14 protein-coding genes and 1 tRNA gene are annotated in these 16,661 nt (G+C 65.4%); 9 read left to right on the forward strand and 6 right to left on the reverse strand.

Annotation, left to right across the window (positions count from 1 at the left end; translation table 11 throughout):
* Positions 1-226 precede the first annotated feature (226 nt).
* The 3 genes from K9F62_00840 to ttrA are packed head-to-tail and all read left to right on the forward strand — an operon-like array spanning position 227 to position 5,122.
* Entirely contained in the window at positions 227-955 is a 729-nt protein-coding gene (locus tag K9F62_00840) for a 4Fe-4S dicluster domain-containing protein (GenBank protein UJX41278.1), read from the forward strand.
* The gene (gene nrfD / locus K9F62_00845; GenBank protein ID UJX41279.1) at positions 948-1,928 is read left to right on the forward strand and encodes a polysulfide reductase NrfD; all 981 of its coding nucleotides are present in this window, start codon (positions 948-950) and stop codon (positions 1,926-1,928) included. The genes K9F62_00840 and nrfD overlap by 8 nt, the downstream gene beginning before the upstream one ends.
* A gap of 14 nt (positions 1,929-1,942) precedes the next feature.
* Positions 1,943-5,122, forward strand: coding sequence for a tetrathionate reductase subunit TtrA (ttrA, locus tag K9F62_00850; protein UJX41280.1), 3,180 nt, complete (start codon positions 1,943-1,945; stop codon positions 5,120-5,122).
* A gap of 178 nt (positions 5,123-5,300) precedes the next feature.
* On the opposite strand, the gene K9F62_00855 is transcribed toward ttrA, so the two are convergent.
* On the reverse strand, positions 5,301-5,864 hold the full coding sequence (locus K9F62_00855; protein UJX41281.1) for a hypothetical protein: 564 nt from the start codon (positions 5,862-5,864) through the stop codon (positions 5,301-5,303).
* Between the two features lie 326 nt (positions 5,865-6,190).
* Between K9F62_00855 and K9F62_00860 the strand changes: the two genes are divergently transcribed.
* Entirely contained in the window at positions 6,191-7,141 is a 951-nt protein-coding gene (locus K9F62_00860; GenBank protein UJX41282.1) for an IS1595 family transposase, read from the forward strand.
* Positions 7,142-7,236: 95 nt separating this feature from the next.
* Here K9F62_00860 and K9F62_00865 read toward each other — a convergent pair whose 3' ends face one another.
* The 4 genes from K9F62_00865 to K9F62_00880 form a co-directional block, all read right to left on the reverse strand.
* Positions 7,237-8,745, reverse strand: a complete 1,509-nt coding sequence (locus K9F62_00865) for a catalase (protein UJX41283.1) — start codon at positions 8,743-8,745, stop codon at positions 7,237-7,239.
* Between the two features lie 170 nt (positions 8,746-8,915).
* Entirely contained in the window at positions 8,916-9,362 is a 447-nt protein-coding gene (locus K9F62_00870) for a transcriptional repressor (protein ID UJX41284.1), read from the reverse strand.
* 9 nt (positions 9,363-9,371) lie between these two features.
* Entirely contained in the window at positions 9,372-10,046 is a 675-nt protein-coding gene (locus K9F62_00875; GenBank protein UJX41285.1) for a DUF47 family protein, read from the reverse strand.
* A gap of 71 nt (positions 10,047-10,117) precedes the next feature.
* Positions 10,118-12,196, reverse strand: coding sequence for a type IV pili methyl-accepting chemotaxis transducer N-terminal domain-containing protein (locus K9F62_00880; protein ID UJX41286.1), 2,079 nt, complete (start codon positions 12,194-12,196; stop codon positions 10,118-10,120).
* Between the two features lie 245 nt (positions 12,197-12,441).
* Here K9F62_00880 and trmD point away from each other — a divergent pair, with 245 nt between their 5' ends.
* From trmD to K9F62_00900, 4 genes are all read left to right on the forward strand, one after another.
* The gene (gene trmD, locus K9F62_00885) at positions 12,442-13,719 is read left to right on the forward strand and encodes a tRNA (guanosine(37)-N1)-methyltransferase TrmD (GenBank protein ID UJX41287.1); all 1,278 of its coding nucleotides are present in this window, start codon (positions 12,442-12,444) and stop codon (positions 13,717-13,719) included.
* 81 nt (positions 13,720-13,800) lie between these two features.
* The gene (rplS, locus tag K9F62_00890; GenBank protein ID UJX41288.1) at positions 13,801-14,154 is read left to right on the forward strand and encodes a 50S ribosomal protein L19; all 354 of its coding nucleotides are present in this window, start codon (positions 13,801-13,803) and stop codon (positions 14,152-14,154) included.
* 98 nt (positions 14,155-14,252) lie between these two features.
* Positions 14,253-14,873 carry a ribonuclease HII gene (locus tag K9F62_00895; GenBank protein ID UJX41289.1) on the forward strand — a complete coding sequence of 207 codons (621 nt, stop codon included), beginning with the start codon at positions 14,253-14,255 and terminating at the stop codon, positions 14,871-14,873.
* 414 nt (positions 14,874-15,287) lie between these two features.
* Positions 15,288-15,707, forward strand: coding sequence for a YraN family protein (locus K9F62_00900; GenBank protein ID UJX41290.1), 420 nt, complete (start codon positions 15,288-15,290; stop codon positions 15,705-15,707).
* Positions 15,708-15,776: 69 nt separating this feature from the next.
* On the opposite strand, the gene K9F62_00905 is transcribed toward K9F62_00900, so the two are convergent.
* On the reverse strand, positions 15,777-16,211 hold the full coding sequence (locus K9F62_00905; protein ID UJX41291.1) for a hypothetical protein: 435 nt from the start codon (positions 16,209-16,211) through the stop codon (positions 15,777-15,779).
* 146 nt (positions 16,212-16,357) lie between these two features.
* On the opposite strand from K9F62_00905, the gene K9F62_00910 reads away from it, so the two are divergent.
* Positions 16,358-16,433: transfer RNA gene (locus K9F62_00910), tRNA-Phe, on the forward strand.
* Positions 16,434-16,661: the final 228 nt, after the last annotated feature.

The raw sequence follows: 16,661 nt of genomic DNA on the forward strand, positions 1-16,661 counted from the left end.
GGCGCAAGAGGGAAGTCCGTTTAGCGTCTCCCTCTCGCGTGGATCTTGGCTTGCGCGACCGTCAGGATTTTCCCGAGCCGGCCGCCGGAGTTGCGCGCACGGACAGTATCTTACTGGCGCGAGCCCCCGTCCTGGGGGACAATCACGCAAATTGATAAATCAGGAACGTCCCGATGGACCCGACCGCGTCCGGGCGGCATCCTTTGGCCAGAGCAAGGGAGATGCCATGGACAGGAGATCGTTTCTCAAACTGCTGGGGCTTGGCGGCGCGAGCGTCGGGATCGTGGCCCCGGGCGAAGCCTTCGCCGCCGGGAGCGCCAAGGGACCGCGCTACGCCATGGTCGTGGATCTGCGGCGCTGCGTGGGCTGCCAGTCGTGCACCGTGAGCTGCGGCCTGGAAAACCGCACCCCGGTCGGGGATTTCCGCACCACCGTGGGCGAATACGTGCTGCGCGACGCCGAGACGAAGCGTTCGTTCGTCGCCTCGCTGCCGCGCCTGTGCAACCACTGCGAAAAGCCGGCCTGCATCCCGGTCTGCCCGGTAAAGGCCACCTATCAGCGTCCGGACGGCATCGTGGTCATCGACGGGACCAAGTGCCTCGGCTGCGGCTTCTGCGTCCAGGCGTGCCCCTACGGGGCGCGGTTTCTCAACCACGAGACCAGGACCGCCGACAAGTGCACCTTCTGCGCCCACCGCCTGGCCGCCGGATTGCTGCCGGCCTGCGTGGAAAACTGCGTGGGCGGGGCGCGCCATTTCGGCGACGTCAACAATCCCGAAAGCGTCGTCGGCCGCCTGCTGCGCGAACACGACGGCGCGCTGGCCGTGCTCTACCCCGAAAAGAAAACCGAGCCTTCCGTCTATTACCTCGGCCTCGATCCCTTTTTCGTCAGCGCCGCCGATGTGGCCGCGCCCATGCCCTACCGCGATCTGCGCCAGGGAGGAAGCCATGCCTGATGTCATGGAACTCGTCGGCGTCGTGCCCGCGCCGGATTGGGGCGCGCTTGAACCGTTGGCCCTCGGTATGCTGACCGCCGGCGCGGCGGCCCTGATCCTGGCCGCGCTGACCTTGCTGTGGGGCCGGGGCGAACGGCTGGCCCGGCCGTTTTCCCTGGCGGCGCTCACCGCCGGCCTGTGCGGCCAGTCGGCCCTTTTCGTTTCCCTGGAGCAGCCGCTTCGGGCCTACGAATTCTTCCTTCACCCGTCCACGACCTCCTGGACCGCCGCCGGGGCCTACATCGTTCCGGTATTTCTGCTCACCGCGTTGGGCCTCGTTTGGCGCACGCGCCGACCGCGCCCGGCCAACCGGACCCTGGCCGCCCTGGCGCTTTTGCCCGGCATCGCGGTCTTTACCTACGCCACCAACGAAATCATGGCCTGCGTCGGCCGGGCCTTGTGGACAAGCCCGATGCTGCCGCCGCTTTTCGTCATCGCCGGGCTGGCCGGGGGCATCGGCCTGACCGCCTGTCTGGCCGGTGGCAGGGACGCCGGGTCCGGGTTCAACCGGGCCCTGGCCGGCTATGCCGCCCTGAGCGCGGGCGCTTGCGCGGCCTTGGCCATTTTCCTGCCCGCGCCCGCCGGATTCGCCGGGGCCGTGAGCCTCTGGTGGCACGCCCCGGACCTGCTCTGTCTGCTGGCCGTGGTCGTGGCCGTCCTCGGCTGGAAAAGCGCCGGGCGCGGCCTGTATGTGGCCGGCGTGGGCGGACTGGCCGCCGATTTCCTGCTCTTCTGGAAGCTCATCCAACTCGGCCAGGCCTTCCCCCGCGACGCCGCCACCGTGGCCGACAAGGCCGCCTTCCTCGACCTGCTGTCCGGGCCGTCGCTTCTGGCCCTGGCCGGAACCGCCGGACTGCTCCTGGCCCTGGGGTTGCTCGTGCCCGCGCTTTTGCCCGAAAAAACGCTGCCCGCGCCCCACGGCGTCCGCTCATAAGGAAAGGGACCGCTATGATGGACCAATCTTCCCTGCCGCAAAACGGCACGCCCCCGGATCAGGGCAAACGCGATCTGCTCAAAAAAGGCGCGGTGGTCGCGGGGCTCGGGCTTTTCGCCGCCGCCTCGGCCGGCGCGGCCGTGAAGGTCGTAAGCGGCCTTGTGACCGGCTCCGCCGGCAAGGCCCTGGCCGATCCCATAAACAAGAACTCCCTGCCCCCGGAATATCGCGTCGACGCCGCCGGAAAGGTGCACGAGGCCAAGGGCCAGCGTGTGGCCTTCAACCAGTGCTGGGGCTGCACCACCTTTTGCGGCGTGCGGCTCCATATCGACGACGCGACGGACGCCGTGACCCGGGTGGCCGGCAATCCCTACAACCCGCTGGCCCACGAGCATCATTTCGCCATGGACACCCCGGTGGAGGAAACCCTGCGCCGGCTCTCGGCCGACAAGGATCAGGGCCACGACAAGCGCTCCACCACCTGCGGCCGAGGCGCGGCCATGCTCGACGCCTCGAAAAACCCCTTCCGCATCACCCGCTGCCTCAAGCGCGTGGGCAAGCGCGGCGAAGGCAAGTGGAAGACCATTCCCTTCGAGCAGCTCGTGGCCGAGGTGGTGGACGGCGGCGACCTCTTCGGCGAGGGCCATGTGGACGGGCTTCGGGCCATCCGCGAGGCCAAGGGGCCGGCCAATCCGGCCATGCCGGAATTCGGCCCCCAGTCCAACCGCCTGCTTTTGACCTATGCCGTGGACGACGGCCGGGAGACGTTTTTCTACAAGCGCTTCGGCATGCAGGCCTTCGGCACCAAGAACTTCGGCAAGCACGGGGCCTACTGCGGCCTGTCCTTTCGCATCGGCTCCGGGCTGTTCATGGACGACCTCAAGAAAAACACCCACATCAAGCCGGATTTCGAAAACTGCGAATTCGCCATTTTCTGGGGTACGGCCCCGTCCCAGGCCGGCAACCCGTTCAACCGCTCGGGCCGGATGCTGGCCGCCGGACGTAGCGACGGCACGCTACGCTATGCCGTGGTGGACCCGGTGCTGCGTATGCCCATGGCCAGCGCTTCGCGGGACCGCTGCCAGTGGGTGCCCATCCTGCCGGGCATGGACTCGGCCCTGGCCATGGGCATGATGCGCTGGATTTTCGACAACGAGCGCTTCGACAAGGGCTTTTTGTCCCGGCCCACCCTGGCCGCCGCCAAGGCCGCCGGCGAAGCCGGCTTTTGCAACGCCACGCATCTGGTGCGGCTTTCCGGCCCGGGCGCGGGCCATATCCTCATGGCCTCGGACATGGGCCTGGCCACCCCGGCCGCGCCCGCCAAGGACGCCGGCAAGCCCGCCACCGACCCAGCCAACCCCGGGGACGTGCCCATGGTCATGGGCCTGGACGGCAAGCCGGTCCCGGCCGACGGTTGCCCGGAAGCGGCACTTTTCCACCGGGGCGAGGTCAGGCTGCCGGACGGCTCGACCGCAACCGTGGCCACGGCGCTGACCCTGCTGCGCGAGGAAGCGGCCAGGCACAGCCTGGAAGACTATGCCGCCTACTGCGGCGTGCCGGTGGACACCATGACGGGACTGGCCCGGGAGCTGACCGCCCATGGCAAGCGGGCCGCCGTGGACGTGCACGGCGGCATGATGAGCACCTCCGGCGGCAACGCCACGTTCACCGTGCTCACCCTCAATACGCTGATCGGCAACATCAACGCCAAGGGCGGCATCGCCACCACGGCCGGGGCGTTTCACGCCGGCCCGGCGCTCAAAGGTCCGCGCTACGACCTGGAAAATTTCCCCGGCGAGATCCAGGCCAAGGGATTCCCGGCCATCCGCTGCCGGGCTCCGTACCAGAAGTCGACAGAATTCAAGCAGAAATCCGCCGCCGGCAAGAATCCCTATCCGTCGGAGCTGCCCTGGTACCCGCTGACCCCGCCCAACATGCCCGGCGAGCATCTGCTGTCCCACGCCAACGGCTCGCCGTTTACGTACAAATGCTGGATCACCTGGACCGGCAACGTCATCTACGGCCACGGCGGGCTCAAACACGCCGTGGACAAACATCTGCGCGACCCGGCCAGCCTGCCGCTTATCATCGGCATCGACACCTTCCACAACGAGACCAACGCCTACGCCGATTATCTCGTGCCCGATCCGTGCATGTACGAGGTCTGGGGCGGCTTTTCCGGGGCCTGGGCCGGGGTGTTGACCAAGATGTCAACGGCCCGCTGGCCGGCCATCGAACCGCGCCAGGAAAAAAGCGCCGTCGGCGAACCGGTGTGCATGGAGCTTTTTCTCATCGAAGTGGCCAAGCGCCTGGGCCTGCCGGGTTTCGGCGACAAGGCCATTCCCGGCCGGGGCGGCACCCTCTATCCGCTCAACACGCCCCAGGACTACTACCTGCGCCTGGCGGCCAACGTGGCCTGGTTCAAGGGCGACGTGCTGCCGAGCCCCAGCGATCGGGACGTGGCGCTTTCGGGCATCGGCCGCATCCTGCCGGACATCGCCAGGGTGCTGCCGCCCGAGGAACGCGGCCCGGTGGCCTACGTCTACAGCCGGGGCGGCCGGTTCGCCCCCTACGGCGCGAGCTACGCCGGGGACGCGGTCAAGGCCAAGTGGGAAAAGGCGCTCCAGGTCTATAACGAGGAGGCGGCCCTGGCGATCAACTCCCAGACCGGCAGGCACTATAGCGGCACGCCCCGCTTCCTGCCGCCGCGACTCACCGACGGCCGGGAACTGCGCGAAGTCTGGACCGAGAAGGACTACCCGCTGCTCATGACGTCCTTCAAATCGAGCCTCATCAATTCCTACGCCGTCATCTCCGACCGGCTCCTGGCCGTCAAACCCATCAACATGGTCATGGTCCACACCGACGACGCCAAGCGCCTGGGCGTATCCCGGGGCGATCTTGTGCGCGTGGTGAGTCCGGCCGGCAGCGCCGAAGCCCGGGTGGTGGTCGGGGACGTGGTCATGCCGGGCGTCGTCGCCGTGGAACACGGCTTCGGCCATACGGCGCTTGGGGCCGCCGACGTGGAAGTGGACGGCAAGGTGATCCGGGCCGACCGCCGGGCCGCCGCCGGCTTCTCCCTCAACGACCTGACGCCGCCGGATCCCACCCGCAAGGGCGCGTCCACCCTGCTCGAGCATGAATACGGCTGTTCCGCCCGGCAGGGCATCCCCATACGGTTGGAAAAGGTCTGAAGTATCGTCCCGTAAAAAGCACTCAGTACTTTTTACGGGAAAGGCCGGCCGGCAAGACCGCGCGCGACGTCTAGTGTAGCGTTCTCTAAAAAATATTATCATATTTTTTAGAGAAAAAATAATTATTTAAATATATTATTCTCAAAATTCGTATGTACGAATTTCGAGAACGCGACGTTTAGGGGTTCGGGCCGGGGCGGGCGACATCGGCGACGTCCCCGGCGCTTTCCCGGCCCGGCCACTCGAAGAGTTTTTTGAGCCGCGCCCAGAATTCCCCGCCGAGCAGGAGCAGTCCCGCCCAGAAAAGCCCCTCCCCGGCCAGCAGCAAAAAGAGCAACCCCCGCAGGCCGGACGGTTTCGGCGGGCTGAAGATGAAGAGCCCGAGCACGATGTAGTAGGGCACGAAGCTGGCCATGAGCATGGCGATGCCGGTGTAGTGGCGGGCCTTGCCGATGTGGCGCGGGGGGGCGGTCTCGCGGCCGCCAAGGAAAAAGCCCTTGATGCGCCGCTTGACGCCTTCGATGAACGGCTTGCCCAAAAGCGCCACCGCCGCCAGACAGGCAAGCTCCCCGGAGCCGATGTACACGGCCCCGAAGGTCACGGCCTGCCCGGCACTCAGCGGCAGAAAAGCCACGAACTGGACGGTGCAGATCGGAACGAAGCTGTAGACGAGAAGCCCCAGGCCCAGTCGCCGCTTCCAGCCGTTCGCCTCCTGGCCGCCGTTCCCTTTTTTTTCCTCCATCCCCCCTCCTCACGTATCACCCCTCTCGTCAAAATCGCCTTTTCCCGGCGATCCCGGTCGGGGATCCGTCTCGATAGCCGCCGCGCCAGGCGATGGCAACGTGCCCTTCTCCCCCAAACATAAAAAACGGCCCGGGAAAAACCACCCGGACCGCCGTCATCCTCTCAAACCTGACGCTCCCCCGCGTCTTATCCCTCTATCTCCATCCCCTCCCCCTCGCCGCGAGCCCCTCCCATCGCCAAAAATCTTCCTGCTTACACACAATCATCAGCTAATTGTCAGCGGTCATTGTTTTGTGTATTTTCTGGGGGTTGGAGGCGCTGGATATGGCAAGAAACATTGTGCAATTCCAGAAGGGTATGAGCGAAGATGCGTTTGAGGCGCAATTCGGCACCGAGGAGAAATGCTGGGCACACCTCGTGCAATGGCGTTGGCCCGAAGGATTCGTTTGTCCAATTTGCGGCAGGGATAAGTACTCGCTGCTTATTGTTGGCAGGCGACGGCTCTTTCAGTGCTCACATTGCCGTACGCAGACTTCGGTGACCGCTGGCACAATCTTCGCTTCCACCAAAGTTCCCCTCAAGAAGTGGTTCCGCGCCATTTATCACCTCACTCAAAGCAAGGGCGGCATCTCCAGTGTCGAATTAGCCCGCAGACTTGGTGTCACGCAAACGACGGCCTGGAAAATGTCTCACAAGCTGATGCAGGTCATGCTCGAACGTGAACACCAGCAACGTCTCACCGGCCGCGTAGAGATGGACGATGCTTACCTTGGCGGTAAACGACGTGGTGGGAAACGTGGACGTGGTGCCCCAGGAAAAATTCCGTTTATTGCGGCAGTTGAAACGACAAAAAGTGGACAACCACACAAGATGAAGCTGTGCCGAGTCAAAGGTTTTCGGCGTAATGAGGTGCAGCGGGCATCTCAGAAAATCTTGCGTTCCGGGACATTGGTGGTGACGGACCGGTTGCCATGTTTTTCCGAGGTCCAGGCTGCGGGCTGTCGGCACGAACCCGTTCAAGACAGTGGCCGCAAGGCTGTGCAGGACTCAGTATTTAAGTGGGTCAACACCATGCTTGGCAATGTGAAGTCAGCATTATTGGGAACATATCGTGCCGTGAGAGGCAAACATGTGTCGCGCTATCTGGCCTCGTTCGGATATCGATTCAATCGCCGTTATGACTTGGCGACAATGCTCACGCGGTTGGCCTGGGTCTCCTTGCGGACGCCGCCCATGCCTTACAGACTGCTCAAACTGGCTGAGGATTGTGCGTAACCAGGAAAATCTTTGGAAAGGGGGTCTGGGGGGAGAACCTTTCTGCAAGAAAGGTTTCCCCCCAGCTCTTCCTCTTCTCCTCTCCCCCTCCCCTCTTACCCCGCTGTCGCGGCGGCGCGTTCTTCCCTGGTCATGTCCGCGAGCTTTTTCACTTCGGCCAGATCGAGGCCGAGTCCTTTGGCCACGCCCTCGCCCCACGCGGCATCGGCCTTGTAGAAGAGCGCGCACTGGCGCTTCTGGATGCGCGGGAGGGCGTTTTTGAGGTGATCCACGATGTTGCCGGCAAGGTGCTCCCGGTCCATGTCGTTCATGGCCTTGCGGTAGAGTTCCCCGGGCTGGCTGTGATCGTCGTTGGGATGGGTGTAGGCGTGCCGGCCGGCCTCGCCATGCACGGGAAAGTGCGGTTCCAGGGCGACCGCATCCGGGGCCGGGCCGCCGAAGCTGTTGGGCCAGTAGTTGGGGCCGGAGCCGCCGCCGTCGTCGACGCGCATGAAGCCGTCGCGCTGGTAGTTCTGGGCCTTGGCGGCCTTGGGCGCGTTGACCGGAATGAGCTGGTAATTGGGGCCGAGCCGGTGCAGGTGGGTGTCGTGGTAGGAAAAGAGCCGGCCTTGGAGCATCTTGTCCGGCGAGGCCGCGATGCCGGGCACCAGGTTGCTCGGATTAAACGCCGCCTGCTCCACCTCGGCGAAGTAGTTGACCGGATTTCTGTCCAGCACGAGCTTGCCGATCTTGATCGGCGGCACGTCGGCGTGGGGCCAGACCTTGGTCACGTCGAAGATGTCGAAGCGGTAGTCCTCGGCCTGCTCCGGGGTCATGATCTGCATCTCCAGGGTCCAGGAGGGCGGATTACCCGAGGCGATGGCGTTGTAGAGGTCCTCGGTGGCGTGGTCGGGACTGGCGCCGGCAAGGTGTTCGGACTCCTGGCGAGTCAGGTTTTTGATGCCCTGGTCGGTCTTGAAGTGGTACTTCACCCAGAAATAATCCCCGGCCGCGTTGTACCATTTATAGGTATGGCTGCTGTAGCCGTTCATGTTGCGGTAGGTGGCCGGGGTGCCCCGGTCGGAGAAAAGGACCGTCACCTGGTGCAGGGATTCCGGGGTGAGCGACAGGAAATCCCAGAACATATTGGCGTCTTTCAGGTTGGTCTGGGGATTGCGCTTCTGGGTGTGGATGAAATCCGGGAATTTGAGCGGATCGCGGATGAAAAAGACCGGCGTGTTGTTGCCGACCATGTCGTAGTTGCCGTCCTCGGTGTAGAACTTGAGCGCGAATCCCCGGGGATCGCGGGCCGAATCGGCCGAGCCGCGCTCGCCGCCCACGGTGGAGAACCGGGCGAAGACCTCGGTGCGCTTGCCCACCTGGGAGAGAAACGCCGCCTTGGTGTAGCGGGTCACGTCGGCCGTGACCTCGAAGTAGCCGTAGGCCCCGGCCCCCTTGGCATGGACCACCCGCTCGGGAATGCGCTCCCGGTCGAAATGGGCCATTTTTTCCAACAGATGCACGTCCTGCATGAGCGCCGGACCGCGCGAACCGGCGGTGACGGTATTCTGGTCGTCGCCAATGGGGACTCCGAATCCGGTGGTCATGTTCTTTTTGTCGGGCATGCCGCGCCTCCTGGCCAAGGGCCTGTTTTCCCGCCTGGGCGGGATCGGTTTTTATGGATAGTCATTCTCTACAAGAGACGGGAAGGCGTGGCAACGGAAAAGGGGAAAAAAAGCGAGACCCCGGTCAGAATTTCCGGCCAGGCGCGGCAAAAAGGCAGGAGGAACAGGGACTAGACGCCGTGTTTTTTACGGCAGCGCGGGCACAGGCCGAAAAAATCCAGGCGGTGGGAACTGATGGCGTAGCCGCTGGCTTCGATCAGGGAGGCGACGAAGCGCTCCATGTCCGGGGCGGGCGGATCGGCCACGGCCCCGCATTCCACACAGATGCAGTGCGGATGGGGCGTCGGGTGGATGGCGTCGTAGCGGTTGTCCCGGTCGCTGAATTGCAGCTCCAGGATCTCGCCGCACTGCTTGAGGGCGGCAATGGTCTTGTAGACCGTGGCCAGACTCATGGCCGGGAAACGCGGCAGCAGACGGCGGTGGAGCGCCTCGGCCGTGGGATGGTCGGGGCTGCCGGCCAGTTCGCGCAGGATTTCCAGGCGTTGCGGGGAAATGCGGTGCCCCTGGCGGCGCAGATGCGCCACCATGGCGTCGAGGCGGGTATTGCCGACGGTCATGGGAAAACCTCAGCGGGCGAGCATGGCGCGCAGGATGTCGGCGCAGTTGCCCGCCTTGCGGCTGGCCCGGTAGACGTATTCCACAAAGCGCACCACCTGGTAGACGCGGCCGAATTCCATGTCCGTGCCGTAGGCCGCGGCGATAAGCGACCGCTTGGCCCGGGACACGCGCTTGTGCTGGTCGCGCACGGCCTGCATGGCCCCCTTGACCGCGTCGCGCTCCCCCTTGCCGCACAGGATGTATTGCACCGTGTCGGCAAGGGCCGGCTCCAGCAGTTCCACGCTGCGAGCCGCCTCGGCCACGCAATCCCGCATGGCCGCGCCAAGGGGCGGCGGCACCACGAAGTCGTCGAGGTCGAGCCAGACGGCGGCTTCCAGGATGGCGTCGAGGATATCGTCCTGCCGCTGGGTATAATCGAGAAAAAGGGTCTTATCGACCACCATGAGCCCGGCCGCCGGCAGGTGGTTGCGGATGCGCCGCTTGATCTTGTCGGCGGCCCCCTCCAGGATGTCGATCTCCCCGACCAGGGCCGCGAAGGCATCGTCCGCGCAGGCGTCGAGGCAATGCCGCAGGGCCTCGGCCAAAAGCGCCATGCCCCTGCCCACGGGCCGGTAATGGTCGCACAGCCCCGGCAGGTAATCCTTGCGGCGCGGACCGAGAAAGCGCAGGGCGCGGGGCAGCATGGCGGGCTCCTTGGCGTCGGGGATGAGGGCGTGGACCGGCCCTCAGCCATGCGGCAAAGCGCCCGGGCCTGTCAACCGCCGAGAGCCCGGCGTCCCTCGGCCAGTCCGGCGACGGCCGTGTCCGCGCCCAGGGCGCAGTCGCCCTGCTGCTCGTTGCGCAGGCATTCGATGAGCGATTCCAGCTCGCCCGTGCGCTGGGTCAACTCGGACACGGAATCCGCAGCCTGGCGCATGCCCGAGACGGTCTCCTCGGAAATGTCGCTGATGCTGCCGAGGTCCCGGCTTATGCCCTGCCCCCGCTCGGCCAGTTCGTCGGCCAGGCCGGCCATATGCCCCACCCGCTCGGAAGTGCGCCCGACGATGTCCACGATGGCGCCCAGGGCCTGACTGGAATTATCCGCCAGGCCGGTGCAGGCCTCGATGGCCCGGCCGGATTCCTGGGTGGAGGCGATGTTGCGGCTGATCCCCTCCTGGATGGCGGTCACGGCCGTGGTCACGTCACTTGTGGCGTGCATGGTCTTTTCGGCGAGCTTTCTGACCTCGTCGGCCACCACGGCGAAGCCGCGTCCGGCATCGCCGGCCCGGGCGGCCTCGATGGCGGCATTAAGGGCCAGCAGGTTGGTCTGGTCGGCGATGTCGGAAATGACCGTGGTGATGGCCCCGATCTCCCGGGCCTGATTCCCCAATTCCTCCATGCCCCGGCGCAGGGCCTGGGACAAGTCGTTGATGCGGGCGATGGACGTGGCGACATCAGTCACCGAGGCGTCGCCCTGATGGGCCTTGTCCATGGCGACATCCGCTTCCCCGGCCACTTCCCGGGCCTTGTCGGACATTTCGCGCGCCTTGGCGTCCATGTCGCCCATGGCGGCCGTCGAGGCGGCAAGCTTTCCGGTCTGGAACTGGGCGCCCCGGGAGGCCTTGGTAACCACGCCGGAGAGGTCGCTCGTGGCGTCGGCCACGGCCCTGGCCACGGTTTCGGCCTGTTCGCCAAGGGAGAGCAGGCTGGCCCGCTGGCGTTCGATTTCCGCCCGCTGCCGGCGCTCGGTGGTCAGGTCGAAGTAAAATCCGAACAGCCCCAGCGGCTTGCCGTCATCATCGGCGATGGGCGTGGCCGAAACGCGGACGGTCTTATGCCCGCCTCCCGGGACGGCGATCTCGATGTCGCCGTGAAAGGCCTGCCGCGTGCGGGCGGCCTCGGCGGTACGCGTGTGGCGGTTGCTGTCGCCGTGGAAAAATTCCCCCGGCGTCTTGCCGACATAGTCCTCCGGACGCCCGGGCTTGCCCACGAGGTCGAGCATGAGCCTGTTGATGTGGGTGATCTTCCCGGCGGCGTCCAAAATGGCGAACGGCGAGGTGTCGGCGATGGCCCCGATGACGCCTTCGATAAAGCTGAAACGGTTCTTGATGCCGGCGAGCATGCCCACGAGGCTGTTTTGGAGCCGGCCGATCTCGCCGGCGGTGGATGTGGCGAAGGTCGCCCGGTAATCCCCCGAAGCCACGGCCTCGGAAAAGGCGATACAGCGCTCGATGGGGCCGAGCACCGTCCGGCGCAGGACAAACCAGGCAAAGCCGCCCAGAACCAAGGCCAGGAGCAAAAAAGTCCCCTGGATCCAGAGCAGCGTGTCCACGCGGCCCTCGGATTCGACCTGGAGCATGCTCACGGCCTTGTTCATGGCTCCGAGGATGGCTTCGCTGGCGGCCAGGAGCTTCGCGTCGTCGCTGTCGCCTGTGCCGCCGGCCGCGGCTTTGACCAGGGGCTCGTAGGCCCGCCACAACTGGCCGACCCGGGTGAGTTGCTCCCCCACCGCCGCCGACGGCGTCGGCAGGGCGGCCATTTGGCCGGCCGGGTCGAGGGTGAGCGGCGCGGCCCCGCCGAGGCGAAGCGCCTCGAGGCTTTTGGCAAAAACCGCCATGGTCGCATTGCGCTTTGCCGCCAGGGCCGGGTCGGGTTTGCCCGAGGCGGCAAGCGAGGCGGCCAGCAGCGCTTCCTTGGCCATCTTCTGGGACAGCATGCGCTGCCGACCGGCGATGTTGATGACCTGCCCGTCATGGGCCTGATCGCGGGCGACAATCCAGGTGGCGACGAACATAGCGGCAACCAGGGCGATAAGCGCCAGGGCGGGCCAGAGCACCTTGATGCGAAGCGACATGGGGGTTCCTCCGTAATATACCGGCACGAATACGACTTCCACGTCCCGTAAGAGAAAAGGATTATGCCGCGTAACACGGTTTTGCCGAAAAAAGAATAGGGAAACCGAAAATGCCGTCTGCCCGTTACCGGGAGACCGGCCGCCCCGCCCGCGCGACGCGCCCTTGTCAGGCCCGGCCCGGCCGGCGTAGTGTGCTTTTTTCCCTAAAGACCGGCCCTGGGCCGACAACGCACGGGCGGGACTCCTTGCGCTTCACCATTCTCAGTATCTTCCCGGAATTTTTCAATTCCTTCCTGTCCTGCGGACTTATGGCCAAGGCGCTGGAAGCCGGCGTGGTGGCCGTTGACCGGGTCAATCCCCGGGATTTCGCCACGGACAAACACCATACCGTGGACGACAGGCCCTACGGCGGCGGCCCGGGCATGGTCATGGGCCTGCCGACCCTGGTTACGGCCCTGCGCTCCCTGCCGCACCCCGGCCGCCTGCTCATGCTGTCCCCGGCCGGCCGGCCGCTCACCCAGAAACTCGCCGAAGAGCTGGCCGGGGAGGAGGATCTTACCCTTGTCTGCGGCCGCTACGAAGGCATCGACGCCAGGATTTTCGACCTGTTCGACATCACCCCGGTGTCGGTGGGCGATTTCGTGCTGTCCGGGGGCGAATCCGCCGCAGCCTGCCTGATGGAATCCGTCTCCCGGCTGGTGCCGGGATTCATGGGCAAGGAGGCCTCGGCCGACGAGGAGAGCTTCGCCTCCGGGCTTCTGGAATACCCCCACTACACCCGGCCGGAGGAGTTCGAGGGGCTGGCCGTGCCGCCTGACCTTTTGACCGGCCACCATGCGGCCATTGCCGCCTGGCGGCGCAGGCGCTCGCTGGAAACGACCCTTTACCGGCGACCGGACCTGTTCGATGCCACGATCCTCTCGGACGGGGACATGGATTTTTTACGCGGCCTCCCCCGCGCGCGGCCCGGACGCAACATGCACATAGCCCTCGTGCACGGTCCGGTGCTGCTCAAAGACGGAAAAGTCGGCACGGTATCTTTGACAAACCTTGACGTCCACGATATAGCGCGCGTTTCCCGCACCTACGGTCTGGGCGGCTTCGAGGTGGTGTCCCCGCTTCGGGACCAGCTTGCCCTGGCCGGCCGTATTGTCGGCCATTGGCGGGAAGGTCCGGGGCTGGCCGCCAATCCGGACCGCAGCGAGGCGCTGTCGCTGGTGCGGCTGCACGAGGATCTGGACGCGGCGCTTGACGCCGTGGGCAAGGATCACGGACAGCCACCGGCCCTGATCGCCACCAGCGCCCGGGGGCCGGCCACGATGTCCTTCGCCGCCGCCAGGGAGCTTATCGGCAAACGCCCGGTCCTGGTCGTACTCGGCACGGGGCACGGGCTGGCGGACGCGGTGCTGGATCGGGCCGACGGCATATTGCCGCCGCTTCGACCCTTTTCGGACTACAATCATTTATCGGTGCGGGCCGCGGCCGGCATCCTCACCGACAGGCTGCTCGGCGACGTCCTGTGAGGCGCGCGCCAGCGGCAAACAAGACATTCCAAGGCCGAATGCGGCGCGCGCGCCGGACGGCCTTACCGAGGAGAAAGCGTCATGAACGTGATCAAGCAGATTGAGCGGGAGCAGATGCGCCTGGACATGCCGGCGTTTCGCCCCGGCGACACCGTCAAGGTGCACCTGCGCATCATCGAGGGCGAAAAAGAGCGCATCCAGGTGTTCCAGGGCGCTGTGCTGCGCCTGCGCAAGGGTGGCGTCAACTCCACCTTCACCGTGCGCAAGGTGTCCGACGGCGTGGGCGTGGAGCGCGTGTTCCCCATGCACTCCCCGTTTATCGAGCGCGTGGAAGTGGTGACCCAGGGCAAGGTGCGCCGCAGCCGGCTGTACTACCTGCGCGCCCTTCGCGGCAAAGCCGCCCGCATCAAGATCCGGACCACCTGGGATTCCTAGTCCCGGCAAAACGCCGTGGACCAGACCCGGACCCTTTCCGCGGCCGTCGCCTGTCTGGCGGGATTTTTCCCGTCCGGCGGGCGCGGCCGTCTTTTGTCATGGCCGTAGACCTCCTTATGGCCGGCGTGGACGAGGCCGGCCGGGGCTGTCTGGCCGGACCGGTCGTGGCCGGGGCGGTGATCCTGCCCGAGGCCTACGATTTACCCTACCTGACCGACTCCAAAAAACTTTCCGCCGCCCGGCGCGAACGGCTGGCCCCGGCCATCAAGGGGCAAGCCATCGCCTGGGCCGTGGGCATGGCCTGGCCGGTCGAGATCGACCGCATCAACATCCTGCAGGCCACGTTCGCGGCCATGTCCCGGGCCGTGCGGGCGCTTGGCATCAGGCCGGACAGGCTGCGCATCGACGGCAACAAGTGCATCCCCGCCGCCCATCTGGCCATCATCGACGCGCCCCCGCCCCAGGAGGCCATTATCGGCGGCGACCTGAGCGTGCCGGCCATCTCGGCCGCCTCGATCCTGGCCAAAACCTGCCGCGACAAGCTCATGACGATTTTCGACGGGCAGTTTCCCGGCTACGGCTTCGCCGGGCACAAGGGCTACGGGGCCAAGGCCCATCTGGCCGCCCTGCGGGAGCTTGGCCCCTGCCGCCTGCACCGCCTGACCTTCCGGGGCGTCCTGCCCGAGACGGCCCGCCAGATGCCCCTGCCGGGCTGTTAGCCCCACCCCCCTTCCCCTTGCCGCCACAGATTCGTTAGGGGGAAATACCTTTCCCGCCAAAATACGAAGAACGAAGTCCAGATGGCTTTCCGCTATGGTTTGGCTGGCCGGCTGACCGGCCGGCGTGGGGCAGGACAGCCGCGTGCGGCGCATATTTGAAGAATACGCCTTCGCGTCCGCCCTGCCCCACGCCGGCCCTGGACGCACGTCCCATCTCCGAAAACGATTCACCATGGCTCCCCCCCGCTCCCCTTGCAGGCGACAACTTCTTGCCCTTATGAAAGTGGCAGCGTTTCCTCGCTTCCGAAAAAATGAAAAACGCTTCCCCCATCGCCCCCCATTGAAAGTTTTTGAAGGGGGTCCAGGGGGAAACTTTTTTCAAAAAGTTTCCCCCTGGCCGCCGGAGGCATCCCCATGATCCCACCATCACCACCGCCATCGCCACCACACCTGCGCCTGGGCCGGGCGGGCGAGGACGCGGCGGCGGCGCTTCTCGGCGGCAAGGGCTATGTCGTGCTGGAGCGCAATTACCGCGCGAAGGGCGGCGAGGTGGACCTTATCTGTCGGGACGGGGACACGCTCGTTTTCGTGGAGGTCAAGACGCGCGGCCCGGGGAGTCTCGGGCGGCCGGATCAGGCGGTGACGCCGGCCAAGCGGCGGCGGATCGCGTTAGCCGCGGCCGTCTACCTGTCCGAGCGGGATTTGTGGGAAATGCCCTGCCGTTTCGACGTGGTGGCCATTGTCGTACGCGATGGCGGCCATACGGCCACCCATCTGCCCAATGCCTTCGGCGTGGAGGATGCCCTGGATACGGGGCGCTTTTATCAGCCGTGAGGGGAGGGCGCGAGAGGGGCTCCTGCCTTTTCGGGCGGGTTTCCCCTCTCGCACATTCCAAGCGGGATGTCAGTCGTTGGCGTCGACTTCGCCGCAGGTGTCGTCTTCGGACAGGGAAAACGCGGCGGCGGCCTCGAAGATACGGGCCTCCACGTAGCTGACGGCATCATCCTCGTCGGAGTCAACATCGAAGCAGTAGCCGTCCTTGGAGAGCAGGCCATCGGGGATGAGGTCGCCGCGCTCCTCGGGATCGGTGATGGTATCGGCGTAAAAGCACACCGAAAGAAATTTTTCACCGTCGAGGGAGGCCACGTCGACCATGGTGATCACGGGCCGTCCGCGCGGGGGCTCGGCGCGCAGGCTATAGGTCAGGGGCGGCCGGGGCACGAAGGACACGGTGACTTCGTTTAAGCCGTCGAGCACGGATTTGAGGCGCAGGAAGGCTTTTTTGACGCCGCTCGGATCGTCGGTCCAGTCGTTGATGAAGGCTTCAAGTTCAGTCATGGCGGGCCTCCTAGAGGTAGAACAGGATGAGCAGGTAAGTGGATAACCCGATTACGGAAAAAATGAAATCGCTTCGCAACATGGGATTTCCTCAAAAAAAGGGTTGCCAAGCCCAAGGGCGTGGGATAAATACCGTCTCTCGCCGCGCCGAGGTAGCTCAGTCGGTAGAGCAGGGGACTGAAAATCCCCGTGTCGGCAGTTCGATTCTGTCCCTCGGCACCATAGAAATCAAAGGGTCCGCTGCAAAGCTGGCCCTTTTTTCTTTTGTCTGCGCCATAGATTTCTCCCCCACGCACTCCCCTCTTTGCAAATGAGGGGAAATGCATTGCGGTCAAAATAGCCCAGGCCCGCCAGGATGAAAAGCGGCCCGGGGAAGTCCACCCTACCCTGCCCTACCCTGCCGCGCTCGCCCGCGCGTTTCCATCCTGCCCACCGCCTTGTCCCCGCTTC

It is taken from the genome of Desulfovibrio sp. JY (assembly GCA_021730285.1).
GTDB lineage: Bacteria > Desulfobacterota > Desulfovibrionia > Desulfovibrionales > Desulfovibrionaceae > Solidesulfovibrio.

Bases quoted from the DNA above. Each gene is read 5' to 3' on its own strand.
- K9F62_00840 (UJX41278.1), top strand. From the start codon at position 227: ATGGACAGGAGATCGTTTCTCAAACTGCTGGGGCTTGGCGGCGCGAGC.
- nrfD (UJX41279.1), top strand. From the start codon at position 948: ATGCCTGATGTCATGGAACTCGTCGGCGTCGTGCCCGCGCCGGATTGG.
- ttrA (UJX41280.1), top strand. From the start codon at position 1,943: ATGATGGACCAATCTTCCCTGCCGCAAAACGGCACGCCCCCGGATCAG.
- K9F62_00855 (UJX41281.1), bottom strand. From the start codon at position 5,864: ATGGAGGAAAAAAAAGGGAACGGCGGCCAGGAGGCGAACGGCTGGAAG.
- K9F62_00860 (UJX41282.1), top strand. From the start codon at position 6,191: ATGGCAAGAAACATTGTGCAATTCCAGAAGGGTATGAGCGAAGATGCG.
- K9F62_00865 (UJX41283.1), bottom strand. From the start codon at position 8,745: ATGCCCGACAAAAAGAACATGACCACCGGATTCGGAGTCCCCATTGGC.
- K9F62_00870 (UJX41284.1), bottom strand. From the start codon at position 9,362: ATGACCGTCGGCAATACCCGCCTCGACGCCATGGTGGCGCATCTGCGC.
- K9F62_00875 (UJX41285.1), bottom strand. From the start codon at position 10,046: ATGCTGCCCCGCGCCCTGCGCTTTCTCGGTCCGCGCCGCAAGGATTAC.
- K9F62_00880 (UJX41286.1), bottom strand. From the start codon at position 12,196: ATGTCGCTTCGCATCAAGGTGCTCTGGCCCGCCCTGGCGCTTATCGCC.
- rplS (UJX41288.1), top strand. From the start codon at position 13,801: ATGAACGTGATCAAGCAGATTGAGCGGGAGCAGATGCGCCTGGACATG.
- K9F62_00895 (UJX41289.1), top strand. From the start codon at position 14,253: ATGGCCGTAGACCTCCTTATGGCCGGCGTGGACGAGGCCGGCCGGGGC.
- K9F62_00900 (UJX41290.1), top strand. From the start codon at position 15,288: ATGATCCCACCATCACCACCGCCATCGCCACCACACCTGCGCCTGGGC.
- K9F62_00905 (UJX41291.1), bottom strand. From the start codon at position 16,211: ATGACTGAACTTGAAGCCTTCATCAACGACTGGACCGACGATCCGAGC.